The 21,824-nt window shown below is 69.1% G+C and carries 17 protein-coding genes; 7 read left to right on the top strand and 10 right to left on the bottom strand.

Features of this window, described 5'->3' with window-relative positions; all coding sequences use genetic code 11:
- Nucleotides 1–100 precede the first annotated feature (100 nt).
- The gene (locus ACWDNU_RS20385; protein ID WP_449670038.1) at nt 101–2,083 is read left to right on the top strand and encodes a Shedu anti-phage system protein SduA domain-containing protein; all 1,983 of its coding nucleotides are present in this window, start codon (nt 101–103) and stop codon (nt 2,081–2,083) included.
- A gap of 4 nt (nt 2,084–2,087) precedes the next feature.
- Here ACWDNU_RS20385 and ACWDNU_RS20380 read toward each other — a convergent pair whose 3' ends face one another.
- The 3 genes from ACWDNU_RS20380 to ACWDNU_RS20370 form a co-directional block, all read right to left on the bottom strand.
- Entirely contained in the window at nt 2,088–4,904 is a 2,817-nt protein-coding gene (locus ACWDNU_RS20380; RefSeq protein ID WP_449670037.1) for a vitamin B12-dependent ribonucleotide reductase, read from the bottom strand.
- A gap of 38 nt (nt 4,905–4,942) precedes the next feature.
- Nucleotides 4,943–5,434: a transcriptional regulator NrdR gene (gene nrdR / locus ACWDNU_RS20375; protein ID WP_037809784.1), complete on the bottom strand. Its 492-nt coding sequence runs from the start codon at nt 5,432–5,434 to the stop codon at nt 4,943–4,945.
- Between the two features lie 307 nt (nt 5,435–5,741).
- Nucleotides 5,742–7,088 carry a LysM peptidoglycan-binding domain-containing protein gene (locus ACWDNU_RS20370; protein ID WP_449670036.1) on the bottom strand — a complete coding sequence of 449 codons (1,347 nt, stop codon included), beginning with the start codon at nt 7,086–7,088 and terminating at the stop codon, nt 5,742–5,744.
- Nucleotides 7,089–7,542: 454 nt separating this feature from the next.
- On the opposite strand from ACWDNU_RS20370, the gene lexA reads away from it, so the two are divergent.
- A complete protein-coding gene (gene lexA, locus ACWDNU_RS20365) occupies nt 7,543–8,202 on the top strand; it encodes a transcriptional repressor LexA (RefSeq protein ID WP_037810096.1) in 660 nt (219 codons plus the stop codon).
- 135 nt (nt 8,203–8,337) lie between these two features.
- On the opposite strand, the gene ACWDNU_RS20360 is transcribed toward lexA, so the two are convergent.
- Genes ACWDNU_RS20360 through ACWDNU_RS20350 form a run of 3 tightly spaced genes read right to left on the bottom strand, consistent with a single transcriptional unit; the run spans nt 8,338 to nt 11,394 of the window.
- Nucleotides 8,338–9,345, bottom strand: a complete 1,008-nt coding sequence (locus ACWDNU_RS20360; RefSeq protein ID WP_449670035.1) for a hypothetical protein — start codon at nt 9,343–9,345, stop codon at nt 8,338–8,340.
- 53 nt (nt 9,346–9,398) lie between these two features.
- Nucleotides 9,399–10,844, bottom strand: a complete 1,446-nt coding sequence (hflX, locus tag ACWDNU_RS20355) for a GTPase HflX (RefSeq protein ID WP_449670034.1) — start codon at nt 10,842–10,844, stop codon at nt 9,399–9,401.
- 43 nt (nt 10,845–10,887) lie between these two features.
- The gene (locus ACWDNU_RS20350) at nt 10,888–11,394 is read right to left on the bottom strand and encodes an ArsR/SmtB family transcription factor (RefSeq protein ID WP_449670033.1); all 507 of its coding nucleotides are present in this window, start codon (nt 11,392–11,394) and stop codon (nt 10,888–10,890) included.
- Between the two features lie 58 nt (nt 11,395–11,452).
- Between ACWDNU_RS20350 and ACWDNU_RS20345 the strand changes: the two genes are divergently transcribed.
- Entirely contained in the window at nt 11,453–12,706 is a 1,254-nt protein-coding gene (locus ACWDNU_RS20345; protein WP_449670032.1) for an MFS transporter, read from the top strand.
- Nucleotides 12,707–12,715: 9 nt separating this feature from the next.
- The gene (gene valS, locus ACWDNU_RS20340; RefSeq protein WP_449670031.1) at nt 12,716–15,214 is read left to right on the top strand and encodes a valine--tRNA ligase; all 2,499 of its coding nucleotides are present in this window, start codon (nt 12,716–12,718) and stop codon (nt 15,212–15,214) included.
- On the opposite strand, the gene dapF is transcribed toward valS, so the two are convergent.
- Entirely contained in the window at nt 15,215–16,042 is an 828-nt protein-coding gene (gene dapF / locus ACWDNU_RS20335) for a diaminopimelate epimerase (RefSeq protein WP_449670030.1), read from the bottom strand. It lies immediately after the preceding gene.
- Nucleotides 16,043–16,051: 9 nt separating this feature from the next.
- A complete protein-coding gene (gene miaA / locus ACWDNU_RS20330; RefSeq protein WP_449670029.1) occupies nt 16,052–16,972 on the bottom strand; it encodes a tRNA (adenosine(37)-N6)-dimethylallyltransferase MiaA in 921 nt (306 codons plus the stop codon).
- 225 nt (nt 16,973–17,197) lie between these two features.
- Between miaA and ACWDNU_RS20325 the strand changes: the two genes are divergently transcribed.
- Complete coding sequence (locus ACWDNU_RS20325; RefSeq protein WP_370939091.1) at nt 17,198–18,511, top strand: DUF349 domain-containing protein; 1,314 nt, start codon at nt 17,198–17,200, stop codon at nt 18,509–18,511.
- Between the two features lie 57 nt (nt 18,512–18,568).
- Here the strand turns inward: ACWDNU_RS20325 and ACWDNU_RS20320 are convergent, their stop codons facing one another.
- Entirely contained in the window at nt 18,569–19,045 is a 477-nt protein-coding gene (locus tag ACWDNU_RS20320) for an Rv2732c family membrane protein (protein ID WP_449670028.1), read from the bottom strand.
- Nucleotides 19,042–20,523, bottom strand: coding sequence for a tRNA (N6-isopentenyl adenosine(37)-C2)-methylthiotransferase MiaB (gene miaB, locus ACWDNU_RS20315; protein WP_449670027.1), 1,482 nt, complete (start codon nt 20,521–20,523; stop codon nt 19,042–19,044). Before miaB ends, ACWDNU_RS20320 begins: the two co-directional genes overlap by 4 nt.
- 244 nt (nt 20,524–20,767) lie before the next feature.
- Here miaB and ACWDNU_RS20310 point away from each other — a divergent pair, with 244 nt between their 5' ends.
- Nucleotides 20,768–21,478 carry a heparin lyase I family protein gene (locus ACWDNU_RS20310; RefSeq protein WP_449670026.1) on the top strand — a complete coding sequence of 237 codons (711 nt, stop codon included), beginning with the start codon at nt 20,768–20,770 and terminating at the stop codon, nt 21,476–21,478.
- Nucleotides 21,479–21,497: 19 nt separating this feature from the next.
- A partial coding sequence (locus ACWDNU_RS20305; protein ID WP_449670025.1) for a TAXI family TRAP transporter solute-binding subunit occupies nt 21,498–21,824 on the top strand: 327 nt, incomplete at its 3' end.

Here is a 21,824-nt window from a genome sequence, read left to right as displayed (position 1 = left end):
GCGATTTGACGGATGCGGTGTAACTATCGGCGCATGACGAGCGATCCGTAGGCGAGGCGGGAGAAGTCCGCCGCTGTCGACTTGTCTTTGCGAGGCTTGAGTGACACTGACAAAGGCGGATATCCCGCTGGGACCGCTGGCCGGCACCGAACTGACGTTGTGGTGCAGCAAGTCCGGACGGCTCTGGCACGGCGACAGCGAGTGCCCCGCCCTCAAGCAGTGGGCACGCAAAGCCGAGCAAACCCAGCCGAGCAAAGGATCCCTCGCAGACTTGGCGTCGCCAGGTGAAGTGCATTGCGCACCACCAGGCCCGCTGGCACAGCACCTCGTTGCCGCAGAGGCGCTGGTCAAGTTCGACGCTCATACCGACACGCTCATCCAGGATCTGGCACAGAACAAGGTGGACCTGACAGCGTTCGACCTCGGCACCGTCCGGCAGGCACATCCTATTATCGCCAAGGCACCACTCGCGAAGGTATGGAAAAGATGCCGGGAGCGCCGCGAACTATTCCTCAGCGACCTCTCGAGAAGACTTGAGGACCGGCTGCCAATAATGCTTGCCGCAGCCTGGGCACGAATCAACGAAAAGCCGCACAGCGGCATACGCAACCGCAAATACGACAAGTTCGAAGATATCGCAGTGCACAAGTTCGAGCCCATCGAAGACCTCTCCGAATGGGATGTGCGAGAGCTGACGGGCCGACACGTTCTACCCAAGTACCTCGACCTCGTCAAGAAAGGGGAATATCACGTATCGGCATCCGATAAAGTATCAGCAGAACAGGCCAGATGGGCACGAAGAGCAGTCGAGAAGATGCCCGGTGATCAACCCGATGAGGAGCGGAGCACCCACATAGGGCAAATTCACGACGCATGGATCAAGACCACCCGCCAGTGGATAAGCATCCTTGAAGGAATCTGCACAGCCCACGATGGCATGACCTTCGCGGTCTTCCACGAAGGCCAGCTTCCAGTGGCACCTTATGTTATGCACAAACTATTTCCGAGCGCCCGAATAAGGGCGACAGATTTCACCTGGCTCGCGGGTTCCATACCGGCAATCTTTCGACTATTTCTTCAACAGCGGAACTGCGGCCTGGTCGGCCTGGAACTAGAAAGGGAAGAACCCTACCTATTCGACGGCAAACGCCCAGCATTGTTTCTCAAGAATCTCTTCACGCTCTACGGGCTTCCGAAAATCGCCAAGCACGTAGAGACAGTTGCGTCGGACCCGCCTCGGCGGCCTCCCGTGGATACCAGCGGCACTGACGACTACTTCCACGGCTTCGGCTATGGCGCGCACGACAGCGGGCTCACCCCCGGGCAGTGCAATTACGCCCTGGCCATGGCGTCGCGCGACCGGCGGATCCGCAAGAGCTGGATAACCGAGATCGACGACGAACCAGACGAGCCCACCGTCGCCGTCGGAGGTCTTCCGCCGGAAGTAGTTCAGCTGCTGGAACAGGGAAACTCTGGCGACTTGCTCGCCAAGATCCAGCTCTATGTCCGGCGCGATCAGCTCGCCGCCGTGCGCGACGCGGTGCAGAAACCCGGAGGTCTGGAGAGCGAACTTCAAGCAGCGCTGGCCAACGCGTGGTGGATGTTCGGCGGCGAGTTCGTCGAGAAGTCGCTCCGTCGCCGTCTGGTGAGAACCATCGAACTCGACATCCCACTGCTCCGGCCGGACGGGGTGCTGCATGTGGTGGAGCTGAAACGCGCCGACGTCCAGGTCGCCCGGTGGCATCGCAACAGGCCCATCGTGGCCAACGCGGTCCACGAGGGAGTCGGCCAAGCCATGAACTACCTGACGCTCCTGGACGAGCAGCGCACCGACCTGCTGAACGAATTCGGCATCGACACTCGTCGCGCGAGCGCAACGGTTGTCGTCGGATGCCGCACCTCGCCGGAGGGTCCGCCGCCTGCGGACATCCACGAAACGTTGCGCATCTTCAACAGCCACCTCAGCCGGGTCGAGGTCATCACGTACCAGCAACTGCTCGAACGCGCGGAACGAGTTCTCGACCTCTTGGGAACGCCCGATGGGGCGTCTGCTCAGTCAGCAGACGCCCCATCGGGAGAGTGAAGAATTAGCTGCAGCCGGAAGTAGCCCCGCAGCCCTCGCAGGCGTAGCACGATCCGGCGGGCCTCATCTTCGTCCCGCAGGTCATGCAGAGAGGTGCGTCGGCGGCCTTGCCGAGGTGCAGTTCCATCAGCTCGGCCGTGCTGTGCGCGTCACGCGACGAAGTGTCCGTTGTGGACTCTTCCGCGCGGGCGGGCGACGAATCCACACTGCTGCGCAGCGCCTCGATCTCGAGGTTCTGCCCGCCGTAGTTCGCCTCGACCTCCGCCGAACGCTCGTCCGCGGTGAAAATGCCCAGCTGGGCCCGCTTTTCGTACGGCAGGTAGTCGAGCGCCAAGCGGCGGAACAGGTAGTCCATGACGCTCGTGGCGATCCGGATGTCCGGGTCGTCGGTCATGCCCGCCGGTTCGAAACGCAGGTTCGAGAACTTCGAGACGTAGAACTCGAGCGGGATGCCGTGCTGCAGGCCGACCGAGATCGACATCGAGAAGGCGTCCATCACGCCGGACAGGGTGGAGCCCTGTTTGCCGAGCTTCACGAAGATCTCGCCGAGACCGTCGTCCGGGTACGAGCCCGCGTGCAGGTAGCCCTCGGCACCGCCGACCGTGAACGACACCGTCTGGCTCGGGCGCTTCTTCGGCAGGCGACGGCGCACCGGGCGGTATTCGACGACCTTCTCCGGCTCGGTCTCGGCCGCGGCTTCCTTCTTCTTGCCCGTGGACAGCGGCTGGCCGACCTTGCAGTTGTCGCGGTAGATCGCGAGCGCCTTGAGGCCGAGTTTCCAGCCCTGGAAGTAAATCTCCTCGACGTCCTCGACGGTCGCCGACTCCGGCATGTTGACCGTCTTCGAGATCGCGCCCGAGATGAACGGCTGCACCGCGGCCATCATCCGCACGTGGCCCATCGGCGCGATGGACCGGTCGCCGACCGCGCAGTCGAACACCTCGTAGTGCTCGGGGCGCAGGCCCGGCGCGTCGACCACGTGGCCGTGCTGCGCGACGTACTCGACGATCGCCTCGACCTGCTCGGCCTGGTAGCCCAGCACCCGCAGCGCGCGCGGCACGGTCTGGTTCACGATCTGCATGGACCCGCCGCCGACGAGCTTCTTGAACTTCACCAGCGAGAAGTCCGGCTCGATGCCGGTGGTGTCGCAGTCCATCATGAAGCCGATGGTGCCGGTGGGCGCGAGCACCGAAGCCTGCGCGTTGCGCCAGCCGTTGCGGGTGCCGAGCTCGATGCCCTGCTGCCATTCCTGCGACGCGAGAGCGCGAACCGCCGCGTCGTTGCTGTGATAGGTGCGGACCAGCTCGTTGGCCGCGGCGTGCTTGCGCATGACGCGCTGGTGCGCCTCGGCGTTGCGGGCGTAGCCCTCGTACGGCCCGACGACGCCGGCCAGCTCGGCCGAACGACGGTAGGACACGCCGGTCATCAGGGACGTGATCGCGGCGGCGAGCGCGCGGCCGCCCTCGGAGTCGTACGCGTGGCCCAGCGCCATCAGCAGCGCGCCGAGGTTGGCGTAGCCGATGCCGAGCTGGCGGAACTTGCGCGTGGTGTCGGCGATCGGCTCGGTCGGGAAGTCGGCGAAGCAGATCGAGATGTCCATCGCGGTGATGACGAACTCGACGGCCTTCGCGAACAGCGGCGCGTCGAACGTGCCTTCTTCGGACACGAACTTCAGCAGGTTGAGCGACGCGAGGTTGCAGCTCGAGTTGTCGAGGTGCATGTACTCGCTGCACGGGTTGGACGCGGTGATCCGGCCCGATTCGGGGCAGGTGTGCCAGTCGTTGATCGTGCTGTCGTACTGGATTCCCGGGTCGGCGCATTCCCACGCCGCCTGCGCCATGCTGCGGAACAGCTTCTTCCCGTCGGTGCGGTCGATGACCTCGCCGGTGAGCCGGGCGCGCAGGCCGAAGTCCGTGCCGTTCTCGACGGAGTGCATGAACTCGTCGGAGACGCGGACCGAGTTGTTCGCGTTCTGGTACTGCACCGACGAGATGTCGGAACCGGAGAGGTCCATGTCGAACCCGGCGTCGCGGAGGACCTTGATCTTTTCCTCTTCGCGCGCCTTGGTCTGGATGAACTCCTCGATGTCCGGGTGGTCGACGTCGAGCACGACCATCTTCGCCGCGCGCCGGGTGGCTCCGCCGGACTTGATGGTGCCCGCGGACGCGTCGGCGCCGCGCATGAACGAGACCGGGCCGGAGGCGGTGCCGCCGGAGGTGAGCAGCTCCTTCGAGGACCGGATCCGCGAGAGGTTGAGGCCCGCGCCGGAACCGCCCTTGAAGATCAGGCCTTCCTCGCGGTACCAGTTGAGAATCGACTCCATCGTGTCGTCGACGGCGAGGATGAAGCAGGCGGACACTTGCTGCTTCGAGGACGTGCCGACGTTGAACCACACCGGGGAGTTGAAGCTGAAGACCTGGTGCAGCAGCATCCAGGTGAGCTCGTGCTCGAAGATCTCGAGGTCGGACGGACCGGCGAAGTAGTCGTGCTCGGCGGCGGCCTTCACATAGGTGCGCACCACGCGGTCGATGAGCTGCTTGAGGCTGCTCTCGCGCTGCGGGCTGCCGACCGCGCCGCGGAAGTACTTGCTGGTGACGATGTTGGTGGCGTTGACCGACCAGAACTCGGGGAATTCGACCCCGCGCTGCTCGAAGTTGACGCTGCCGTCGCGCCAGTTCGTCATGACGACGTCGCGGGTCTCCCACGCGACCTCGTCGTAGGGGTGGGTCCCCTCGGTGGTGAAGACCCGCCGGACGGTGAGGCCCTTGTTCGGCTTCTTGTTCTGTCCGGCCGCAGCGCCGGTTCCCACGGTTTCGGTCATGCGGTCCTGTCCCTCGCTCCCCGCGACCCGGTGACGGCTCAGTCGTCGCCGGCGCGCTCGCCTTCCTGGTCCTCCGCAGTTCCCGCCATGGCTTTCCGCAGGTCCGAGATCTCCTTCTCGAAGTCCTCGACCGAGGAGAAGGAGCGGTAGACGCTGGCGAACCGGAGATACGCGACGCCGTCCAGTTCCCGCAGCGGGCCGAGGATGGCGAGGCCGACCTCGTGGCTGGGGATCTCGGCCAGTCCGGCGGAACGGATCGACTCCTCCACGCGCTGCGCGAGCTTCTGCAGCGCGTCGTCGTCGACCGGACGGCCCTGGCAGGCCCTCCGCACGCCGTTGACCACCTTGTCCCGGCTGAACTGCTCGGTGGCGCCGGACCGTTTGACCACGGCCAGCACCATCGTCTCCGACGTGGTGAAACGCCGGCCGCACTCGGCGCACGAACGCCGCCGCCGGATCGCCTGTCCCTCGTCCACCTCTCGGGAGTCGACGACCCGAGAGTCCGCATGCCGGCAGAACGGGCACCTCATCCGCCGATCACCTTCCCCTCCGCGCCGGTCGATTCCTGTCCCAACCGGCCCCTGCCGCCACGCTACGGCCTGGACCGCGGTCACCGCGCGCGACCCCGCGCCTGGTGATCGACTTGTGGACACCCGGTGGGCAACTGCCGGCCGACTGTGGACAACTGCCGCCAGTCTACCCCTACCCGTGGACCAACTACAGCGGTGTAACTACTAGATATAGGGGTAGACCATAGATCGCCTCCGGGGCGGGCGCAAGAAACCCGAGAGGGTGAAAGACCGGTTGCGCAAGATGCGACCGGGTGGTTTCCGACAGTCATGATCCGGCAGAACCCGATCCCCCGCTCGATTCCCCCGCCGAACCGTTGCCGGACCAGGCGACCGGCACGGTGAGCGGCATGCCGGGCAGCAGCGCGGTGTCGTCGAGGTTGTTGAGCTCCTTGATGCGTTCGACGACCGCGCCCTGGTCGGCGTTCGGCGCGAACCGGGCGGCGAGCGCGCCGAGCGAATCGCCGGGCTGCACGGAAACGGACGCGGTTTGCGACGGCACCGGGCCGCTGGACACCCCCGAGCCGAAGACGCCGAGCCCGGTCACGATGAGGCAGGCCGCGAAGGCGATCGCGAACAGCCACGGCCACCGCACCGACGGCCGGTTCGCGGTCTGGCAGGCGACGCCGCCGCGCCGTCCGGCGACGACCCGCGCCCGGGACGGCGGCCGCAACGGCTCGCCGCGCCGCTCGCGCGCGGTGCGGCCGGGATTGGCCGGGACGGCGGCGGGGATGTGCCGAACCGCGGTGCGGCCGCGGACGTCGCGGGGCTTGCGGGCGGGGGCTTCTTCGGTTTCGACGGCCGACGGTGCCGACGTCTGGAAACCGGCTCGCTCAGCGGACCGGACCGCAGTGCGGCGACGCGCCTCACGGGGATTGCGGACCGGAGCTTCTTCAGTTTCGACAGCCGACCGGGTCGACGTCTGGAAACCAGCTCGCTCACCAGACCGGACAGCGGTGCCGGAGCGCAGCTCGGCTGCACTTGCCTGCGCGCCGCGCTCAGTCGAGGGCGAAAAACCGGCCGATTTCGCGGCCGACCGCGCACCGGCCCGCCCGACAACCTCGCTCGCGTCTCGCCCGAGCGGCATCGGCTCGGCCGGGGACACGAACTCAGCGGGCGCTTCCGTCGACCGCGCACCGGTGCGCCGGGACGCATCGCCGGTCAGCGACCGTCCGGAGTCAGCCAATTCGCCACCGGCGAGTCCGGCCTCCGCCGCCGCCTGCCAGGCGCGCCGCCGCACGGGTTCGCCGCGCGAACCTCCCCGGCCCCGCCGCGAGTCGCCGCGGCCCGCCTCGCCGCGCGAACCCTCGGCGGACCGATCCGAAGCGGGGCCGCGCCGGGCGCCAGCCCGGCCGCGAAGCTCCACGACCTCGCCGGAACCGCCCGGCAGGCCCGGATCAGCGCCCGTTCCGGCTTCGACCTCCTCCGGAACACCATCCTTTCGGGTGGCATCGACGCTCTCCGCACGCCGCCGCGACCGGCGCGCCGGACCGCCGGACCCGGGCGTCCTCCGGGACGGGACCGCCCCTTCCGACGCACCGCCGCCCTCGGCGGGACGGTCGGCAGGGACGGGCCGAAGCGGGCGGACGAGCCCGCGATCTGCCAGGATCGACATGACGGAACCTCCTCGTGACCTGCGGATCCGTCCGGTCCGGGCCGTACACCTGCGCCGCAGCGGTCCAGATCGAACAGGCGTTCTATCGAACGTCCGTGCGAAGGTCTACCACCCCGCACCGACAAAATCGAGAGGACACGGCGTGTCGATCGAACAGATGTTTGAAATCGTCGCGCGCGGTGGCTAACGTCGGTGACCAGGACATCTGCCGGACCGGCTCCGGCGGGTGCCGCCGGACGGGCGTTCGCGGAAAACGCGGATCCCGGACCGGCGCACGCGGACACGCGCGGGACGCCGACACGGCGGCCGCGGGACGGCTGGAGGCGACGCAGCGTTGGAGAAGGACACGGTGAAGGGCACCGCGGCGAAAGGGGCCAAAACGGCCTCACGAGGCAAGGCGTCCGCACGATCCGCGCGCGAATCCGGCCACGAGAGCACGGGGAAGGTGAGCGCCATGCCGGAGGTGTACGACGTGGACGAGACGCTGACCGTCCGCCAGCAGCAAGTGCTCGACGTCATCCGCACGTGGGTGAGCCGCTTCGGCTACCCGCCGAGCGTGCGCGAGATCGGCGAGGCGGTGGGGCTCACGTCCACGTCGTCGGTGTCGCACCAGCTGCGCGCGTTGCAGCGCAAGGGCTACCTGCGCCGGGACGCCAACCGGCCGCGCGCGGTGGGCGTGCTCGCGTCCACGGACGACAATCCGATGGGCATCGACATGGACCAGCAGCCGTCCGTCCCGAAGGCGGCGTACGTGCCGCTGGTCGGGCGGATCGCGGCAGGCGGTCCGGTGCTCGCCGAACAGGCCGTCGAGGACGTTTTCCCGCTGCCGCGCGAGATCGTCGGCGAGGGCGAGCTGTTCCTGCTGAGCGTCACCGGCGATTCGATGGTCGACGCGGCCATCACCGACGGCGACTGGGTCGTCGTCCGGCAGCAGCCCGCCGCGGAGAACGGGGACATCGTCGCCGCGATGATCGACGGCGAGGCCACGGTGAAGACGTTCAAGCGCAAGGACGGGCACGTGTGGCTGATGCCGCACAACGAGGCGTACGAACCCATTCCCGGCGACGACGCGTCGATCCTGGGCAAGGTCGTGGCGGTTCTGCGCCGTCTCTGACCGGCTCGCTCACCCGCGTCTCGTGAGTGGCTGTGCCGGTGAGAACCGGCGCAGCCACTCACGAGCCCTAGCCCGGACCCTGAGGTTTCGGTTGACGGCGAAGTTCGCCAGCGGGCGTTGCGGTTGCGAGCCGGGTCAGGAGCGACGGCGTTTCCGCGCCAACAGGAACCAGGCGGCGAGAACGACAACCGCAGCAACACCAGCGGCGGGGATGAGCGGGAAACTGCCAGCGTCTTCCGCGGCTGGCTGCGGGGTGGCGGCACCGCCAGGCTTCGGCGCGGGCGCTTTCGCGGTGACCAAGGCGGTCGCGTTCTTGATGGCCCGCACCGGTTCTCCGACGCCTTCGCTCGCGGACAGCAGCGTGCCGTCCGGTTCGAACGCAATCGCTTCGCCCTGCTTTTCGTTCGGCAGCGGAATCCGCACGGGTTCTCGTTGCAGCGCTGCCGCGACGTCGCCGTCCGGGGCCGCGTACAGGTACGCGTCCGTGTAGGTGCGCAGGGCGATGACTTTGCCGTCCGCGCTGGTCGCGCCTCCGGTGATCAGCGCCGAACCGAACGAGCCGACCGGACCGCCTGGGGTGTCGGTGCTGCGGACGCGCAGAGTGCCGACCTGCTCCAGTTTCGTCGGGCCGGGAGTCGCCAGCGGACCCGACGGCTTGTAGACCTTGGAAGTGCCCAGCAGGTCCTTGGTCACCAGGAACGGCGTGCCGGACTGGTCCAGGACAAGGGCTTCGGTGTCGTGCGGACCGTCCGGATAGGTCAGGCGATGCACGACCGCAGCGCCGCCGGACGGTTTCAGCTCCAGCAGGGCGACTGTTTCGCGTTTCGCGCGGTTGTCGCCGGTGTCCGAAAGCCAGAGAGTGCCGTCTTTGCCTCGAGCGAGATCTTCGACGTCGTACGGGTCCGTCGGATCGGTCAGGACGTCCTTGACCTGGCATTTCCGGTCCAGGACGAAGACCTGCACCTTGGTGCCGCCGTCGTTGATGGCGTACCAATGCTCACCGTCGGAAACCAGGCCGGACAGTTCGTTCAGGCGCTTGTCCGTGACCTGGCACAGCGTCTCCGGCGAAGGAGCAGGAGCCGCCACAGCCGGGACAGCGCCCGCGAGCATCAGGACAGCCGTCAGTGCCAGGACGACCCGCACCAGTTCACCTCCGTAGTGCACGACCCGCTCGGGCCGTGCACTACGGAAGACGTTCAGAGCGCCGAGGCGTTGGTCTCGAACGCCCGCAGAGCCGCGGCGAGGTCCGGCCGGACCCGCACCTGCAGGCGCGTGCCGTCGGCGACGTGCTCCTCTTCCAGCACCTCGCCCTCCGCGTGCGCCCGCGACACGAGCTCGCCCCGCGCATACGGGACCAGCACGTCGATCACCGTTTCCGCGCGCGGCAGCCGCTCGGCCAGCACCTCAGCCAAGTCGGCCACGCCCGAACCGGTGCGCGCCGAGATCTGCACCGAACCGGCCAGCGCGTGCCGCAGCCGGGCCAGGGTGACGTCGTCGGCCGCGTCGGCCTTGTTGATCACCAGCAGTTCCGGCGGAAGCGGCTCCTTGCGGCTGCGGGTGATCTCGGCGAGCACCTCGCGCACCGCGTTGACCTGGTCTTCGGGAGCCGGGTCGGAACCGTCCACGACGTGCAGGAGCAGGTCGGCGTCGGCCGCCTCCTCCAGCGTCGAGCGGAACGCGTCCACCAGCTGGTGCGGCAGGTGCCGCACGAACCCGACGGTGTCGGTGAGGGTGAACGTGCGCCCGTCGGCCGTCTGCGCCCGGCGCGTGGTCGGGTCGAGGGTGGCGAACAGCGCGTCCTCCACCAGCACCCCGGCCCCGGTCAGGGCGTTGAGCAGGCTCGACTTGCCGGCGTTGGTGTAGCCGACGATCGCCACGCTCGGCACCTCGTTGGCCACGCGCTTGCCGCGCTTGGTCTCGCGGATGGTGTCCATCGCGGCGATCTCCCGGCGCAGCTTCGCCACGCGCTTGCTGATCCGCCGCCGGTCCGTCTCCAGCTTCGTTTCACCAGGTCCGCGCAGGCCCACGCCGCCGTTCGCGCCGCCCGCGCGGCCACCGGCCTGCCGGGACAGCGCCGAACCCCACCCGCGAAGCCGCGGGACGAGGTACTGCAGCTGGGCCAGCTCGACCTGCGCCTTGCCCTCCTTGGAGCGGGCGTGCTGGGCGAAGATGTCGAGGATCAGGGCGGTCCGGTCGATCACCTTCACCTTGACCTTCTCCTCCAGCTGGCGCAGCTGGCCGGGCGAAAGCTCGCCGTCGCAGATCACCGTGTCGGCGCCGGTCGCCACGACGATGTCGCGGAGCTCGCGCACCTTGCCGGAGCCGACGTAGGTCGCCGGATCGGGCTTCTGCCGCCGCTGGACGATGCCTTCGAGCACCTCCGAGCCGGCTGTCTCGGCCAGTCGCGCCAGTTCGGCCAGCGACGCCTCGGACTGCTGGGCGGTGCCTTCAGTCCACACGCCGACCAGCACAACGCGCTCCAGCCGAAGCTGCCGGTACTCGACCTCGGTGATGTCCTCGAGCTCGGTGGAGAGGCCCGCGACCCGACGCAGTGACGCGCGGTCCTCGAGCTCCATCTCCCCGACCGAGGGGTCGTAGGGGTCGTTGTCGTCGTAAAAGTCTTCGTGTGTCTGTTCTGTCATCGTGCCTCCATGGTCCCACGTTTCGGCGTGGGAGCCGAACGGATTACCTGCTGGGATAAACCGAGATGTACAGCGCCGTGCGTTCCGAAGCCGGATCACGCGGCCTGGCCTTGAATTCTTCGAGCAATCCGTCGAGCCGCCGCTTGAACTCCGCGACGTCCTCGGCGCCCACCTGGACCACGAGCCGGGTCGTCTCCGTCTCCGCCAGGTCGGCCTCGGCCATCTCGGCCAGATAGGCCTCGAACATGGCCTCGTTGACCATCACGGGGTCCGCGTCGCTGTGGTCCAGCTGCCAGGAAAGCCCGGTGGACAGGTACGGGATCTCCTTCGCTCCGCGCGCGCCGCGCCGCGGCTCCTGCGCGACGAGAAAACCGGTGTCGACCAGGCGTCGCACGTGGTGCAGCGTGGTCGCCGGGTCGCGGCCGAGCCGCTCCGCCAGTTCCTTGTTCGTCATCGCTTCAAAGGTGGTCAACCGGATGATGCGCAGCCGTATTCCGGACGCGAGCGCGGCGACCTCGGCTTCGGTGGAGGGACGTCGGTTCAGCGGCATCCGAGCAGCCTAGACAAAGTGATTGACTCTTTCCAATCACTGGACAACACTCGATCGGGTGCGTCGAGACTCGTTGTTCTTCCACGCCGACTTCCGCAGGCTGTGGGCCGGGGACACGGCGAGCCAGCTGGGGATGTTCGTCGGCATCACCGCCATCCCGCTGCTCGCCGCGGTCACGCTGGCCGCCACGCCGTTCGAAATGGGCCTGCTGACCATGGCCGAGACGCTCGGCTTCCTGGTCGTCGGCCTGCCCGCGGGAGTGTGGGTGGACCGGATGCGCAAACGGCCGCTCATGCTCGCCGCCGACCTGGTCCGCGGAATCCTGCTGCTGAGCATCCCGTTCGCGTGGTGGGCCGGCGTGCTCACGATGGCGCAGGTGCTGGTGGTCGTACTGCTCGTCGGGTTCGCGACGGTGTTCTTCGACGTCTCCTACCAGGCGTATCTGCCCGCGCTGGTCGGCCGCGAAAAGCTGCTCGAAGGCAACGCGAAACTGCAGGGCGTGCAGTCGTCCGCGCAGATCGCCGGACCGAGCCTCGCCGGCGTGCTCGTGCAATTCGTCGGCGCGGCCAGCACTGTCCTGCTCACCGGGCTCGGCTACCTCACGTCCGCGCTGTGCCTGTGGCGTATCCGCACGGTTGAAACCCGCCCGGAGCGCACTGAACACGACCGCCTGGTGCCGCAGATGCTCGAAGGCCTGCGGTTCGTCGCCGCCGACCGGCCGCTGCGCGCGATCGTCGCCTGCACCGCCACGTCGAACTTCTTCAACGGGGTCGTGCAGGCCGTCGAGGTGCTGTTCCTGACCCGCACGGCCGGGCTGAAACCGGCCGAGGTCGGCGGGCTGCTCGCGGCGAGCGGCATCGGCGGCATCGCGGCCGCGCTGTGCGCCGGGCCGATCGTCCGGAAGATCGGGCAGGCGCGGTCGATCTGGCTGGTCCCGGTGCTGTTGTGGCCGGGCGGGATCCTGGTCCTGTTCGCCGGGCCGGACTGGCGGATCGTGGTCACCGGGCTGGGCATGGCCGCGTTCGGGTTCGGCGTCATCCTCTACAACATCGCGCAGGTCTCCTACCGCCAGGCGATCACCCCGGACCGGCTGCTGGGCCGGATGAACGCGAGCGTGCGGTTCGTCGTCTGGGGAGCGCTGCCGCTCGGCGGGCTGCTGGGCGGCGGGCTCGGCGAATGGCTCGGGCTCACCGGCGCGCTGTGGATCGGGACCGCCGGTCCGGTCGCGGGCGCGCTGTGGGTGATCTGCTCGCCGCTGCGGCGCATGCGCGACCTGCCGACGGGCGGGGAAATCGCTGTACCCGCCCCGTAAAGTGCGGGCATGAACGAGAAGATCCCGCACAAAGTCGGCGTCGACGGCCTTGCCGCCAAATGGGTACCGGTGTGGGAACGCGAAGGCGTATACCGGTTCGACCGCGCGCGCCCGGACGTCTACTCGATCGACACGCCGCCGCTGACCGCGAGCGGTTCGCTGCACATCGGGCACGTCTTCTCCTACACGCACACCGACGTTCTGGCGCGCTACCAACGGATGCGCGGCCGTTCGGTCTTCTACCCGGTCGGGTGGGACGACAACGGCCTGCCCACCGAACGCCGCGTGCAGAACCATTTCGGCGTGCGCTGCGAGCCGTCGCTGCCCTACGACCCGTCGTTCTCCCCGCCGGAAAAGCCCGGCAAGAACGCGATTCCGGTGTCGCGGCGCAATTTCGTGGAGCTGTGCCTTGAACTGACCGAAACCGACGAGAAGGTGTTCGAGGAGGTCTGGCGGAGCATCGGGCTTTCGGTGGACTGGACGCTGGCGTACCAGACCATCGACCCGGCGACCACGGAAATCTCGCAGCGCGCGTTCCTGCGCAACCTCGCGCGCGGCGAGGCGTACCAATCCGAAGCCCCGACGCTGTGGGATGTCACCTTCCGCACCGCCGTTGCCCAGGCGGAGCTGGAAGACCGCGAACGGCCGGGCGCGTATCACGATCTCGTCTTCACGGCGGATGACGGCGAAGTGCTGATCTCGACGACGCGGCCCGAGCTGCTGCCCGCGTGCGTCGCGCTCGTCGCGCATCCGGATGACGAGCGGTACCAAGGCCTTTTCGGGAAGACCGTGCGCACGCCGGTGTTCGGCGTCGAGGTGCCGGTGCACGCGCACCATCTCGCGGATCCGGAAAAGGGCACCGGCATCGCGATGGTGTGCACCTTCGGCGACACCACGGACGTCACCTGGTGGCGCGCGCTGCAGCTGGAAACGCGTCCGGTGCTGGGCCGAGACGGCCGGTTCCGCTCCGAGCCGCCGCACGGCGTTCCGGCCGAGACGTACGAGCCGCTGGCGGGCAAGACTGTCCACACTGGACGCCAGATCGTGGTGGACCTCCTGCGGGAGGCGGGCGCGCTGCGCGGCGAGCCGAGGCCGATCACGCATCCGGTGAAGTTCTACGAAAAGGGCGACAAACCACTGGAAATCGTCACCAGCCGCCAGTGGTACCTGCGCAACGGCGGCCGCGACGACGCTCTGCGCGCGAAACTGCTGGCGCGCGGCGAGGAGCTGAACTGGGTCCCGCCGCACATGGAGGTCCGCTACCGCAGCTGGGTCGAGGGCCTGACCAGCGACTGGCTGGTCAGCCGCCAGCGGTTCTTCGGCGTGCCGATCCCGGTCTGGTACCCGCTGGACGCCGACGGCGAGCCGGACCACGACGCGGTGCTCACCCCCGACGACGCGAGCCTGCCGGTGGACCCGAGCACCGACGTTCCGCCGGGCTACGCCGAGGAGCAGCGCGGCGTTCCGGGCGGGTTCGTCGCCGAGGCGGACGTGATGGACACCTGGGCGACGTCGTCGCTGACGCCGCAGATCGCCGGGCGCTGGAGCATCGACGACGACCTGTTCCGCCGCGTGTTCCCGTTCTCGCTGCGGCCGCAGGCGCACGAGATCATCCGCACCTGGCTGTTCTCCACCGCGGTCCGCGCTGAACTGGAGGAAGGCGTGCTGCCGTGGCGGGACGCGGTGATCTCCGGCTGGGTGCTGGACCCGGACCGCAAGAAGATGTCCAAGTCGGTCGGCAACGTCGTCACCCCGGCTGACCTGCTGGAACGGCACGGTTCCGACGCGGTGCGCTACTGGGCGGCGAGCGCTCGGCCAGGCGTGGACACGGCGGTGGACGAGGGCCAGATGAAGGTCGGGCGACGGCTGGCGACGAAGCTGTTGAACGTGAGCCGGTTCGTGCTCGGCCTCGGAACTCCAAAACCGGAATCGGTCGCCACGGAGCCGCTGGACCGGTCCGTGCTCGCCGCGCTGGCGAAGGTGATCGAGGAGGCGACGGCCGCGTTCGAGGCGCTCGACCAGGCGCGTGCGTTGCAGGTGACGGAGACGTTCTTCTGGACGTTCTGCGACGACTACGTGGAGCTGGTGAAGGGCCGCGCGTACGGCGACGTCGGCGCGGAGGCGGCTGAATCAGCCCAGGTGGCGCTGCGGACGGCGCTGTCCGCGCTGGTGCGGATGTTCGCGCCGGTGCTGCCGTTCGCGACCGAAGAGATCTGGTCGTGGTGGCAGGAAGGTTCCGTGCACCAGTCGTCCTGGCCGACCGTGCCGGACACCGACGGGGACGCCACGCTGCTGCCGCTGGCCGGTTCGGTGATCGCTGCCGTGCGCCGGGCCAAAACCGACGCGAAGGTCTCCATGCGGACTGCCGTCGAGACGCTGTCGGTCACCGCTCCGGCCGACGTGCTCGAAGGCTTCGCCGGAGTCGCCGAGGACGTGCGGATCGCCGGGGTGGTGAACACCGTGGCCACCCGGGAAGGCGAACTTTCGGTGGCGGTGACGATCAGCTGATCAAGCGCCCGCGGCGAGCCACCAGGCTTCGTCCAGCTCGCCGCGGGCCACGATCTCGGCCGGTCCGGTCAGCGTGGATTCGCCGCGCCCGACCGTGACCGACACCCTGCCGCCCGGGATGTCCACTGTGGACTCGCCGGTGTCCTTGCCCGCGAGGTGCAGCGCGGCGGCCACCGCGGCGACCGTGCCGGTGCCGCAGGCCCGCGTCTCCCCCACGCCGCGCTCGTGGACGCGCATCCGCAGCGCGCCTTCGGAGAGCACGTTGACGAACTCCAGGTTGACCCCGGACGGGAACACATCGTGGTCGAAATCGGGCTGGTCGCGCAGGTCGAGGCCGGCGATGTCGGTGTCGGTGACCGACACCAGGTGCGGGTTGCCGACGTTGACCGCGACCCCGGAGAACGGCTGCCCGGCCACCACGGTGACCGACGTGCCGGTGATCGCCGCCGGGCCCATCTGGACGGTGACCGAACGGTCCGGGTGCACGACGACCGGCCGGTCGCCCGCGCGGGTGCCGATGACGAACTCGCCCTCCTCGGCCAGCCCGGCGTCGACCAGGTAGCGCGCGAAAACGCGGGTGCCGTTGCCGCACATCTCGGCGATCGAACCGTCGGCGTTGCGGTAGTCCATGAACCACTCGCCTGCCGATTCTTCGCCGATCGCCTTCGCGCGCACGACGCGCAGCACGCCGTCCGCGCCGATGCCCCGCTGCCGGTCGCACAGCGCCGCCACGCGCTCCGCCGTGAGGTCCAGGCGGCCGGCCGCGTCAGGCAGCAGCACAAAGTCGTTCTGCGTGCCGTGGCCCTTGAGGAATTCGATGCCGCCCATGCCTCCAGGCTACTGGTCGAGCGCGGCGAGGACCCGCGCAGCCAGGTCCGCCGATCCGCCGTCGAACCACTGGATCCGCTTGTCCCGCCGGAACCACGAACGCTGCCGCCGCACGAACCTGCGAGTGGCCTGCGCGGTCGCCGCCGCTGCCGCCGCGAAGTCTCCTTCGCCGTCCAACTCGGCCAGCACCTGCTGGTAACCGAGCGCCCGGGAAGCGGTCTTCCCGTCCCGTAAACCGCGACCGAGCAACGCGCGCACCTCGTCCACGAGACCGCCTTCGAACATCCGCTCCACCCGCAGGTCGACGCGCTCGTCCAGCTCGGCGACCTCGCGGTCGACCCCGATCAGCACGGTGTCCCAGCGCGCCGGACCCGGTTTCGGCAGATTCGCCGAGAACGGCTCGCCGGTGATCTCGATGACCTCCAGCGCGCGCACGATGCGGCGAGTGTTCGTGGGCAGGATCGCGGCCGCCGCGACCGGGTCGCGCTCCCCCAGCCGGGTGTAGAGCGCGGCGGTGCCGAATTCGGCGGCCTCTTCGTCGAGCCGCGCGCGCACCGCGGGGTCGGTGCCGGGGAAACGGAGGTCGTCCAGGACCGCCTGCACATACAGCCCGGATCCGCCAGTCAGCACCGGAACCCGGCCCGCGTCGAGAATCCGCTCGATCGTGCCGCGGGCATCACGCTGATAGGCGGCGACCGACGCGGTCTCGGTCACGTCGAGTACGTCCAGCAGGTGGTGCGGGACCCCTCGCCGCTCTTGCACAGTCGCTTTGGCGGTGCCGATGTCCATGCCCCGGTAGAGCTGGAGCGCGTCGGCGTTCACCACCTCGCCGTCCAGCGCCAGCGCGAGCTCGACGGCCAGCGCCGTCTTCCCGGTGGCGGTGGGGCCGACGACAGCCACCGGACGGGGCTGTTGAGCAGGGCTGATCACGCCGCGAAACGCTACCCGGCCGGGGATGGACGCGGGCACGGAGCGTCAAGGAGAAGTAGGATCAACGCTTTCAGGCGGCTCATCCAGTACCACGGCGCGCGCTGAGCTGCTTGAATGCCGCTGGGGCCCCATGCCCCCGGCAGAGCACGACAACAGCGTAACCCGGCCCCGCTCACGCGGCGGGGCGCCCGCAGCCGCGGGCGTACAGGCGATAAGGAGCCTGCGATGGCCCAGGAGAACACGTCCCCCGGCACCCCGGCACCGCACCCGGTGCCGCACGCGCACGGCGCCGGCCATGCCGCGCCTCCGGTGCCGCCCGCCGAGCCCGCCCCCGCCACCTGGGGCCGGGTCGACGGGGAAGGCACCGTTTACGTCTTCACCGCCGACGGCGAACGCGAGGTCGGGGTCTGGCAGGCAGGCACGCCCGAGGAAGGCCTGCTGCACTACGCGCGCCGCTTCGACGACGTGCGCACCGAGGTCGAACTGCTCGAAACGCGGCTGAACTCCGGGGCGGGCGACCCGAAGCACGCGCTCTCGAGCGCCACCCAGATCCGCGACGGGCTCGGCGAGGCGGCCGTGGTCGGCGACCTGAAGGCGCTCGCCGCGCGGCTCGAGTTCGTGATCGGGCTGGCGGAGAAGGCGCTGGTCAACGTCAAGCACGAGCGCGAGGAAGCCCGGGCCGCGGCGGTCGCGCGCAAGCAGGCGCTGGCCGACGAGGCGGAGAAGATCGCCGCCGATTCCACGCAGTGGAAGGCCGCGGGCGACCGGCTGCGCGCGATCCTCGACGAGTGGAAGACGGTCAAGGGCGTCGACCGCAAGACCGACGACGAGCTGTGGAAGCGGTTCTCGAAGGCGCGCGAGGCGTTCAACCGCCGCCGCGGCTCGCACTTCGCCGAACTGGACAAGCAGCGGGCGAGCGCGAAGCAGCGCAAGGAAGAGCTGATCGCCGAGGCCGAGTCGATCGCCGATTCGGACGACTGGGGCGCCACCGCCGGCCGGTACAAGGACCTGATGGCCGAATGGAAGGCCGCCGGGCGCGCGCCGAAGGACAGCGACGAGGCGCTGTGGCAGCGGTTCCGCGCGGCGCAGGACGCGTTCTTCGCCCGCCGCTCGGCCGTGTTCTCCGAGCGCGACGCGGAGTTCGCCGGCAACGCCCAGCGCAAGGAAGAGCTGCTGGTCGAGGCCGAGAAGATCGACGTGGCGGCCAACCTCGAGGCGGCCAAGTCGGCGCTGCGCCGGATCCAGGAGCAGTGGGACGAGATCGGCAAGGTCCCGCGCGAACGCATCCGCGAGCTGGACGGACGGCTCAAGGCCGTGCAGGACGCGGTGAAGTCGGCCGAGGACAGCCGCTGGCGCCGCACCGACCCGGAGGCGCAGGCGCGTGCCGCGCAGTTCCGGGAGCGGGTCGAGCAGTTCGAATCGCAGGCCGCGAAAGCGCGGGCCGCCGGGGACGAGCGGCGGGCGAAGAAGGCCGACGAGCAGGCCGCCCAGTGGCGGGAATGGATGGAGGCCGCGGAAGCCGCGGTCGCCGATCGCTGAGCTGTACGCGAAAGGGCCGGTACCGCTGGGTACCGGCCCTTTTCGCGTTCGCTTGGTTCAGTCGCGCGAGAACGCCGTCCGCATCCAGAGCGTCGCCAGGATGATGGTCGCGATCCACGCCACGATCATCCCGATTCCCGGACCGTCGCCTGCCGCTCCGCTGGCGTGCGCGGACTGCTGCGACCAGATCGCCAGCAGGCCGTCGACCGAGGCGAACCAGCCGCCCGCGGCGCAGCACCACGCGATCCACCAGCGGCGCGACACGAGCGCGACCGCGCCGATGAACACGCCGACGCCGGTGGACGTCACGGCGAACAGCTGCGGGACGCCGCCCGCCTGGCCGGCCACCGTCTCCCAGCCCGCGTGGCCTTGGGCCCACGGCAGGATTTGGGCCACCAGCAGCACGAAGATCAGCACCGAGATGGTGAAACCGCGCCTGCCCAGCTCGACCGTGCGCGCGGCGCGGCGGCCCGCGTCGTCGATCTCGTCGCTGAGTCGCCGGTCGACCTCGGCCGGCGTTCCCGGTTCGCTCATCCTGCACACCCACTCACCGGGGCCGGCTGCGCCGCCGGGGCTCCGAAGCCCGGCAGTCCCAGGGTGACCCCGCTCGTCTTGGGCCGAAGACCGGCTTCGGCGTTGTCGCCCGCTCGCGTGCGGCGATGCGTCAGGAGGTCGCCGTCGGCGACGAGGTGGTGCGGCGCGCCGTAGCTGATCACCGTCTCCACGACGTCGCCCGGCCGGACCGAGCGGTCGACGGCCGGACCGGACGGCGTGAAGTGCACCAGCCGTCCGTCGCGGGCGCGCCCGCTCATCCGGTGCGTCTCCGCGTCCTTGCGGCCCTCGCCCGCGGCGACCAGCAGCTCGACCCGGCGACCGACCAGCTTGCGGTTCTCTTCCCAGGAGATCTCGTTCTGCAGCTCGACCAGCCGGTCGTAGCGCTCCTGCACGACCTCCTTCGGCAGCTGCTCCGCCATCTCCGCGGCGGGCGTGCCGGGGCGCTTCGAGTACTGGAAGGTGAACGCGCTGGAGAACCGCGCGGCGCGCACGACGTCGAGCGTCGCCTGGAAGTCTTCCTCGGTCTCGCCGGGGAAGCCGACGATGATGTCGGTGGTGATGGCGGCGTCCGGCATCTTGGCGCGCACCTCGTCGAGGATGTTCAGGAACCGCGTCGACCGGTACGACCGGCGCATCTCGCGCAGCACCCGGTCCGAACCGGACTGCAGCGGCATGTGCAGCTGGTGGCAGACGTTCGGCGTCTCGGCCATCGCGTCGATGACGTCCGAGGTGAACGCGGCCGGATGCGGCGAGGTGAACCGCACGCGCTCCAGTCCGTCGATCCCGCCGGTGGCGCGCAGCAGCTTGCCGAACGCGAGCCGGTCGCCGAATTCGACGCCGTAGGAGTTCACGTTCTGGCCCAGCAGGGTCACCTCGAGCACGCCCTCGGCGACCAGCGCCTCGACCTCGGCGAGAATCTCGCCGGGACGGCGGTCGCGCTCCTTGCCGCGCAGCGACGGCACGATACAGAACGTGCAGGTGTTGTTGCAGCCGACCGAAACCGACACCCAGCTCGCGTAGGACGATTCGCGGCGCGCGGGCAGCGTGGACGGGAACGTCTCGAGCGATTCGAGGATTTCGACCTCGGCCTCGGCGTTGTGCCGCGCGCGCTCCAGCAGCGTCGGCAGCGAGCCGATGTTGTGCGTCCCGAAGACGACGTCGACCCACGGCGCGCGCTTGACGATGTCGCCGCGGTCCTTCTGCGCGAGGCAGCCGCCGACGGCGATCTGCATGTCCGGATTGGCGACCTTGTCCGGGCGGAGGTGCCCGAGGGTGCCGTAGAGCTTGTTGTCCGCGTTCTCCCGCACGGCGCAGGTGTTGAACACGACCAGATCCGGCTTCGCCAGCGCGGAAGCGGGGACGTAGCCGGCTTCCTCGAGCTGCCCGGCGAGCCGTTCGGAGTCGTGCACGTTCATCTGGCAGCCGAACGTGCGGATCTGGTACGTTTTCGCGTTCATCGCCGTCCAGACTAAACCCCGGAGCCGACGCCGGACCCGGCACCCGCCTCGCGGACGTTATGCGACCTGGCTCACCTGGCATTCCGTTAATCGGGAAATGTGCCGTTGACCGGGAACGGAAATGCACCGAACCGGCCATCGCAGAACAATGCCGCCGGAATTTTCCTATTGTTTTCCGCACACTCCCGAAGATAAGATCACCGCCATTGTTTCCGAATCGGACCGCCGCCGCTCTGGAGGAAAAGTGCGCAAGGTTTTCGCCTGCTCCGCGGCTGCTGTCGCGAGCGCCCTCGCCGTCGCGGCATTGGCGGCCGCCCCGGTCACCGCGGCCCCGGCTCCCCGCTCGGTCACTTGGTCCGCCGACCCGGCCGACGGGGCCAAGGCGTTCAACTCGGTCCAGTGCGCCGACGGCCACTTCAAGACCGCGGACTCCGTGAAGGGCACAGTGTTCGTCGCCGAGCAGCTCGCGAAGGAGGAACGCTGCGAGGCGGTCGGCCCGGACCTCGAAGCGGGCAAGACCTTCTACCTCGGCTGGTCGTCGAAGTACCGGATCACCGACTCCACCAGCCGGTACGTGTTCCAGCTGAAATGCAGCCCGAGCACCGGCACCGCGAACCACCCGATCGTCCTCAAGATCTCCGGCGGCAAGCTCCAGCTGGAGGAATGGACCGTCGACCACACGAGCGTCAAGCTCTGGGAAGCGCCGGTCTCGAACGACCAGTGGCACGACATCGCCTTCCGGATTTCGACTGACCGGACCAAGGGCACCATCCAGTTCTGGTTCGACGGCAAGCAGCAGACGTTCTCCGACGGGTCGACCACTTACACCGGCACCACGATCGACGGGGACCGCAACTATCTGAAGTGGGGCGTCTACCACGAGGCCGACCAAACGGCGACGCAGTGGTTCAGCAAGATCCGGATGGGCACCAGCCTGACCGACGTCACCGGCTGACCTCTGGCACCATCGCCCCATGCGATGGAGGCTGACGCTGGCGCTGGCAGTGCTGACGGTGCTGCTGAGCGGGTGCGGGCCGAGCTTCGCGAACCTGCACCTGCGCGTCGCGGCCGGGTCGGTGGGCGGCGTCTACCACGACCTCGCCGGGCCGCTGGCATCGTCGTGGGCGGGCGAACTCGGCATCGAGACGCCCGAGGTACTCGCCACCCAGGGATCGCGCGACAACCTCAACCGAGTGCTTTCCGGGGGCGCGGACGTCGCGTTCGTCGCGGCCGACCTGGCCGCGGACGCGGCGGCCGCGCACCCCGGCAAGCTCGCCGCGCTGGCCCGCATCCACGACGAC

This window comes from Amycolatopsis sp. NPDC003676, from assembly GCF_053587275.1.
The sequence above is the reverse complement of the archived record's forward strand: the minus strand, read 5'-3'. Positions and strand labels throughout refer to the sequence as shown.

Bases quoted from the DNA above. Each gene is read 5' to 3' on its own strand.
- ACWDNU_RS20380 (WP_449670037.1), bottom strand. From the start codon at position 4,904: ATGACCGAAACCGTGGGAACCGGCGCTGCGGCCGGACAGAACAAGAAG.
- nrdR (WP_037809784.1), bottom strand. From the start codon at position 5,434: ATGAGGTGCCCGTTCTGCCGGCATGCGGACTCTCGGGTCGTCGACTCC.
- ACWDNU_RS20370 (WP_449670036.1), bottom strand. From the start codon at position 7,088: ATGTCGATCCTGGCAGATCGCGGGCTCGTCCGCCCGCTTCGGCCCGTC.
- lexA (WP_037810096.1), top strand. From the start codon at position 7,543: ATGCCGGAGGTGTACGACGTGGACGAGACGCTGACCGTCCGCCAGCAG.
- hflX (WP_449670034.1), bottom strand. From the start codon at position 10,844: ATGACAGAACAGACACACGAAGACTTTTACGACGACAACGACCCCTAC.
- ACWDNU_RS20350 (WP_449670033.1), bottom strand. From the start codon at position 11,394: ATGCCGCTGAACCGACGTCCCTCCACCGAAGCCGAGGTCGCCGCGCTC.
- valS (WP_449670031.1), top strand. From the start codon at position 12,716: ATGAACGAGAAGATCCCGCACAAAGTCGGCGTCGACGGCCTTGCCGCC.
- dapF (WP_449670030.1), bottom strand. From the start codon at position 16,042: ATGGGCGGCATCGAATTCCTCAAGGGCCACGGCACGCAGAACGACTTT.
- ACWDNU_RS20325 (WP_370939091.1), top strand. From the start codon at position 17,198: ATGGCCCAGGAGAACACGTCCCCCGGCACCCCGGCACCGCACCCGGTG.
- ACWDNU_RS20320 (WP_449670028.1), bottom strand. From the start codon at position 19,045: ATGAGCGAACCGGGAACGCCGGCCGAGGTCGACCGGCGACTCAGCGAC.
- miaB (WP_449670027.1), bottom strand. From the start codon at position 20,523: ATGAACGCGAAAACGTACCAGATCCGCACGTTCGGCTGCCAGATGAAC.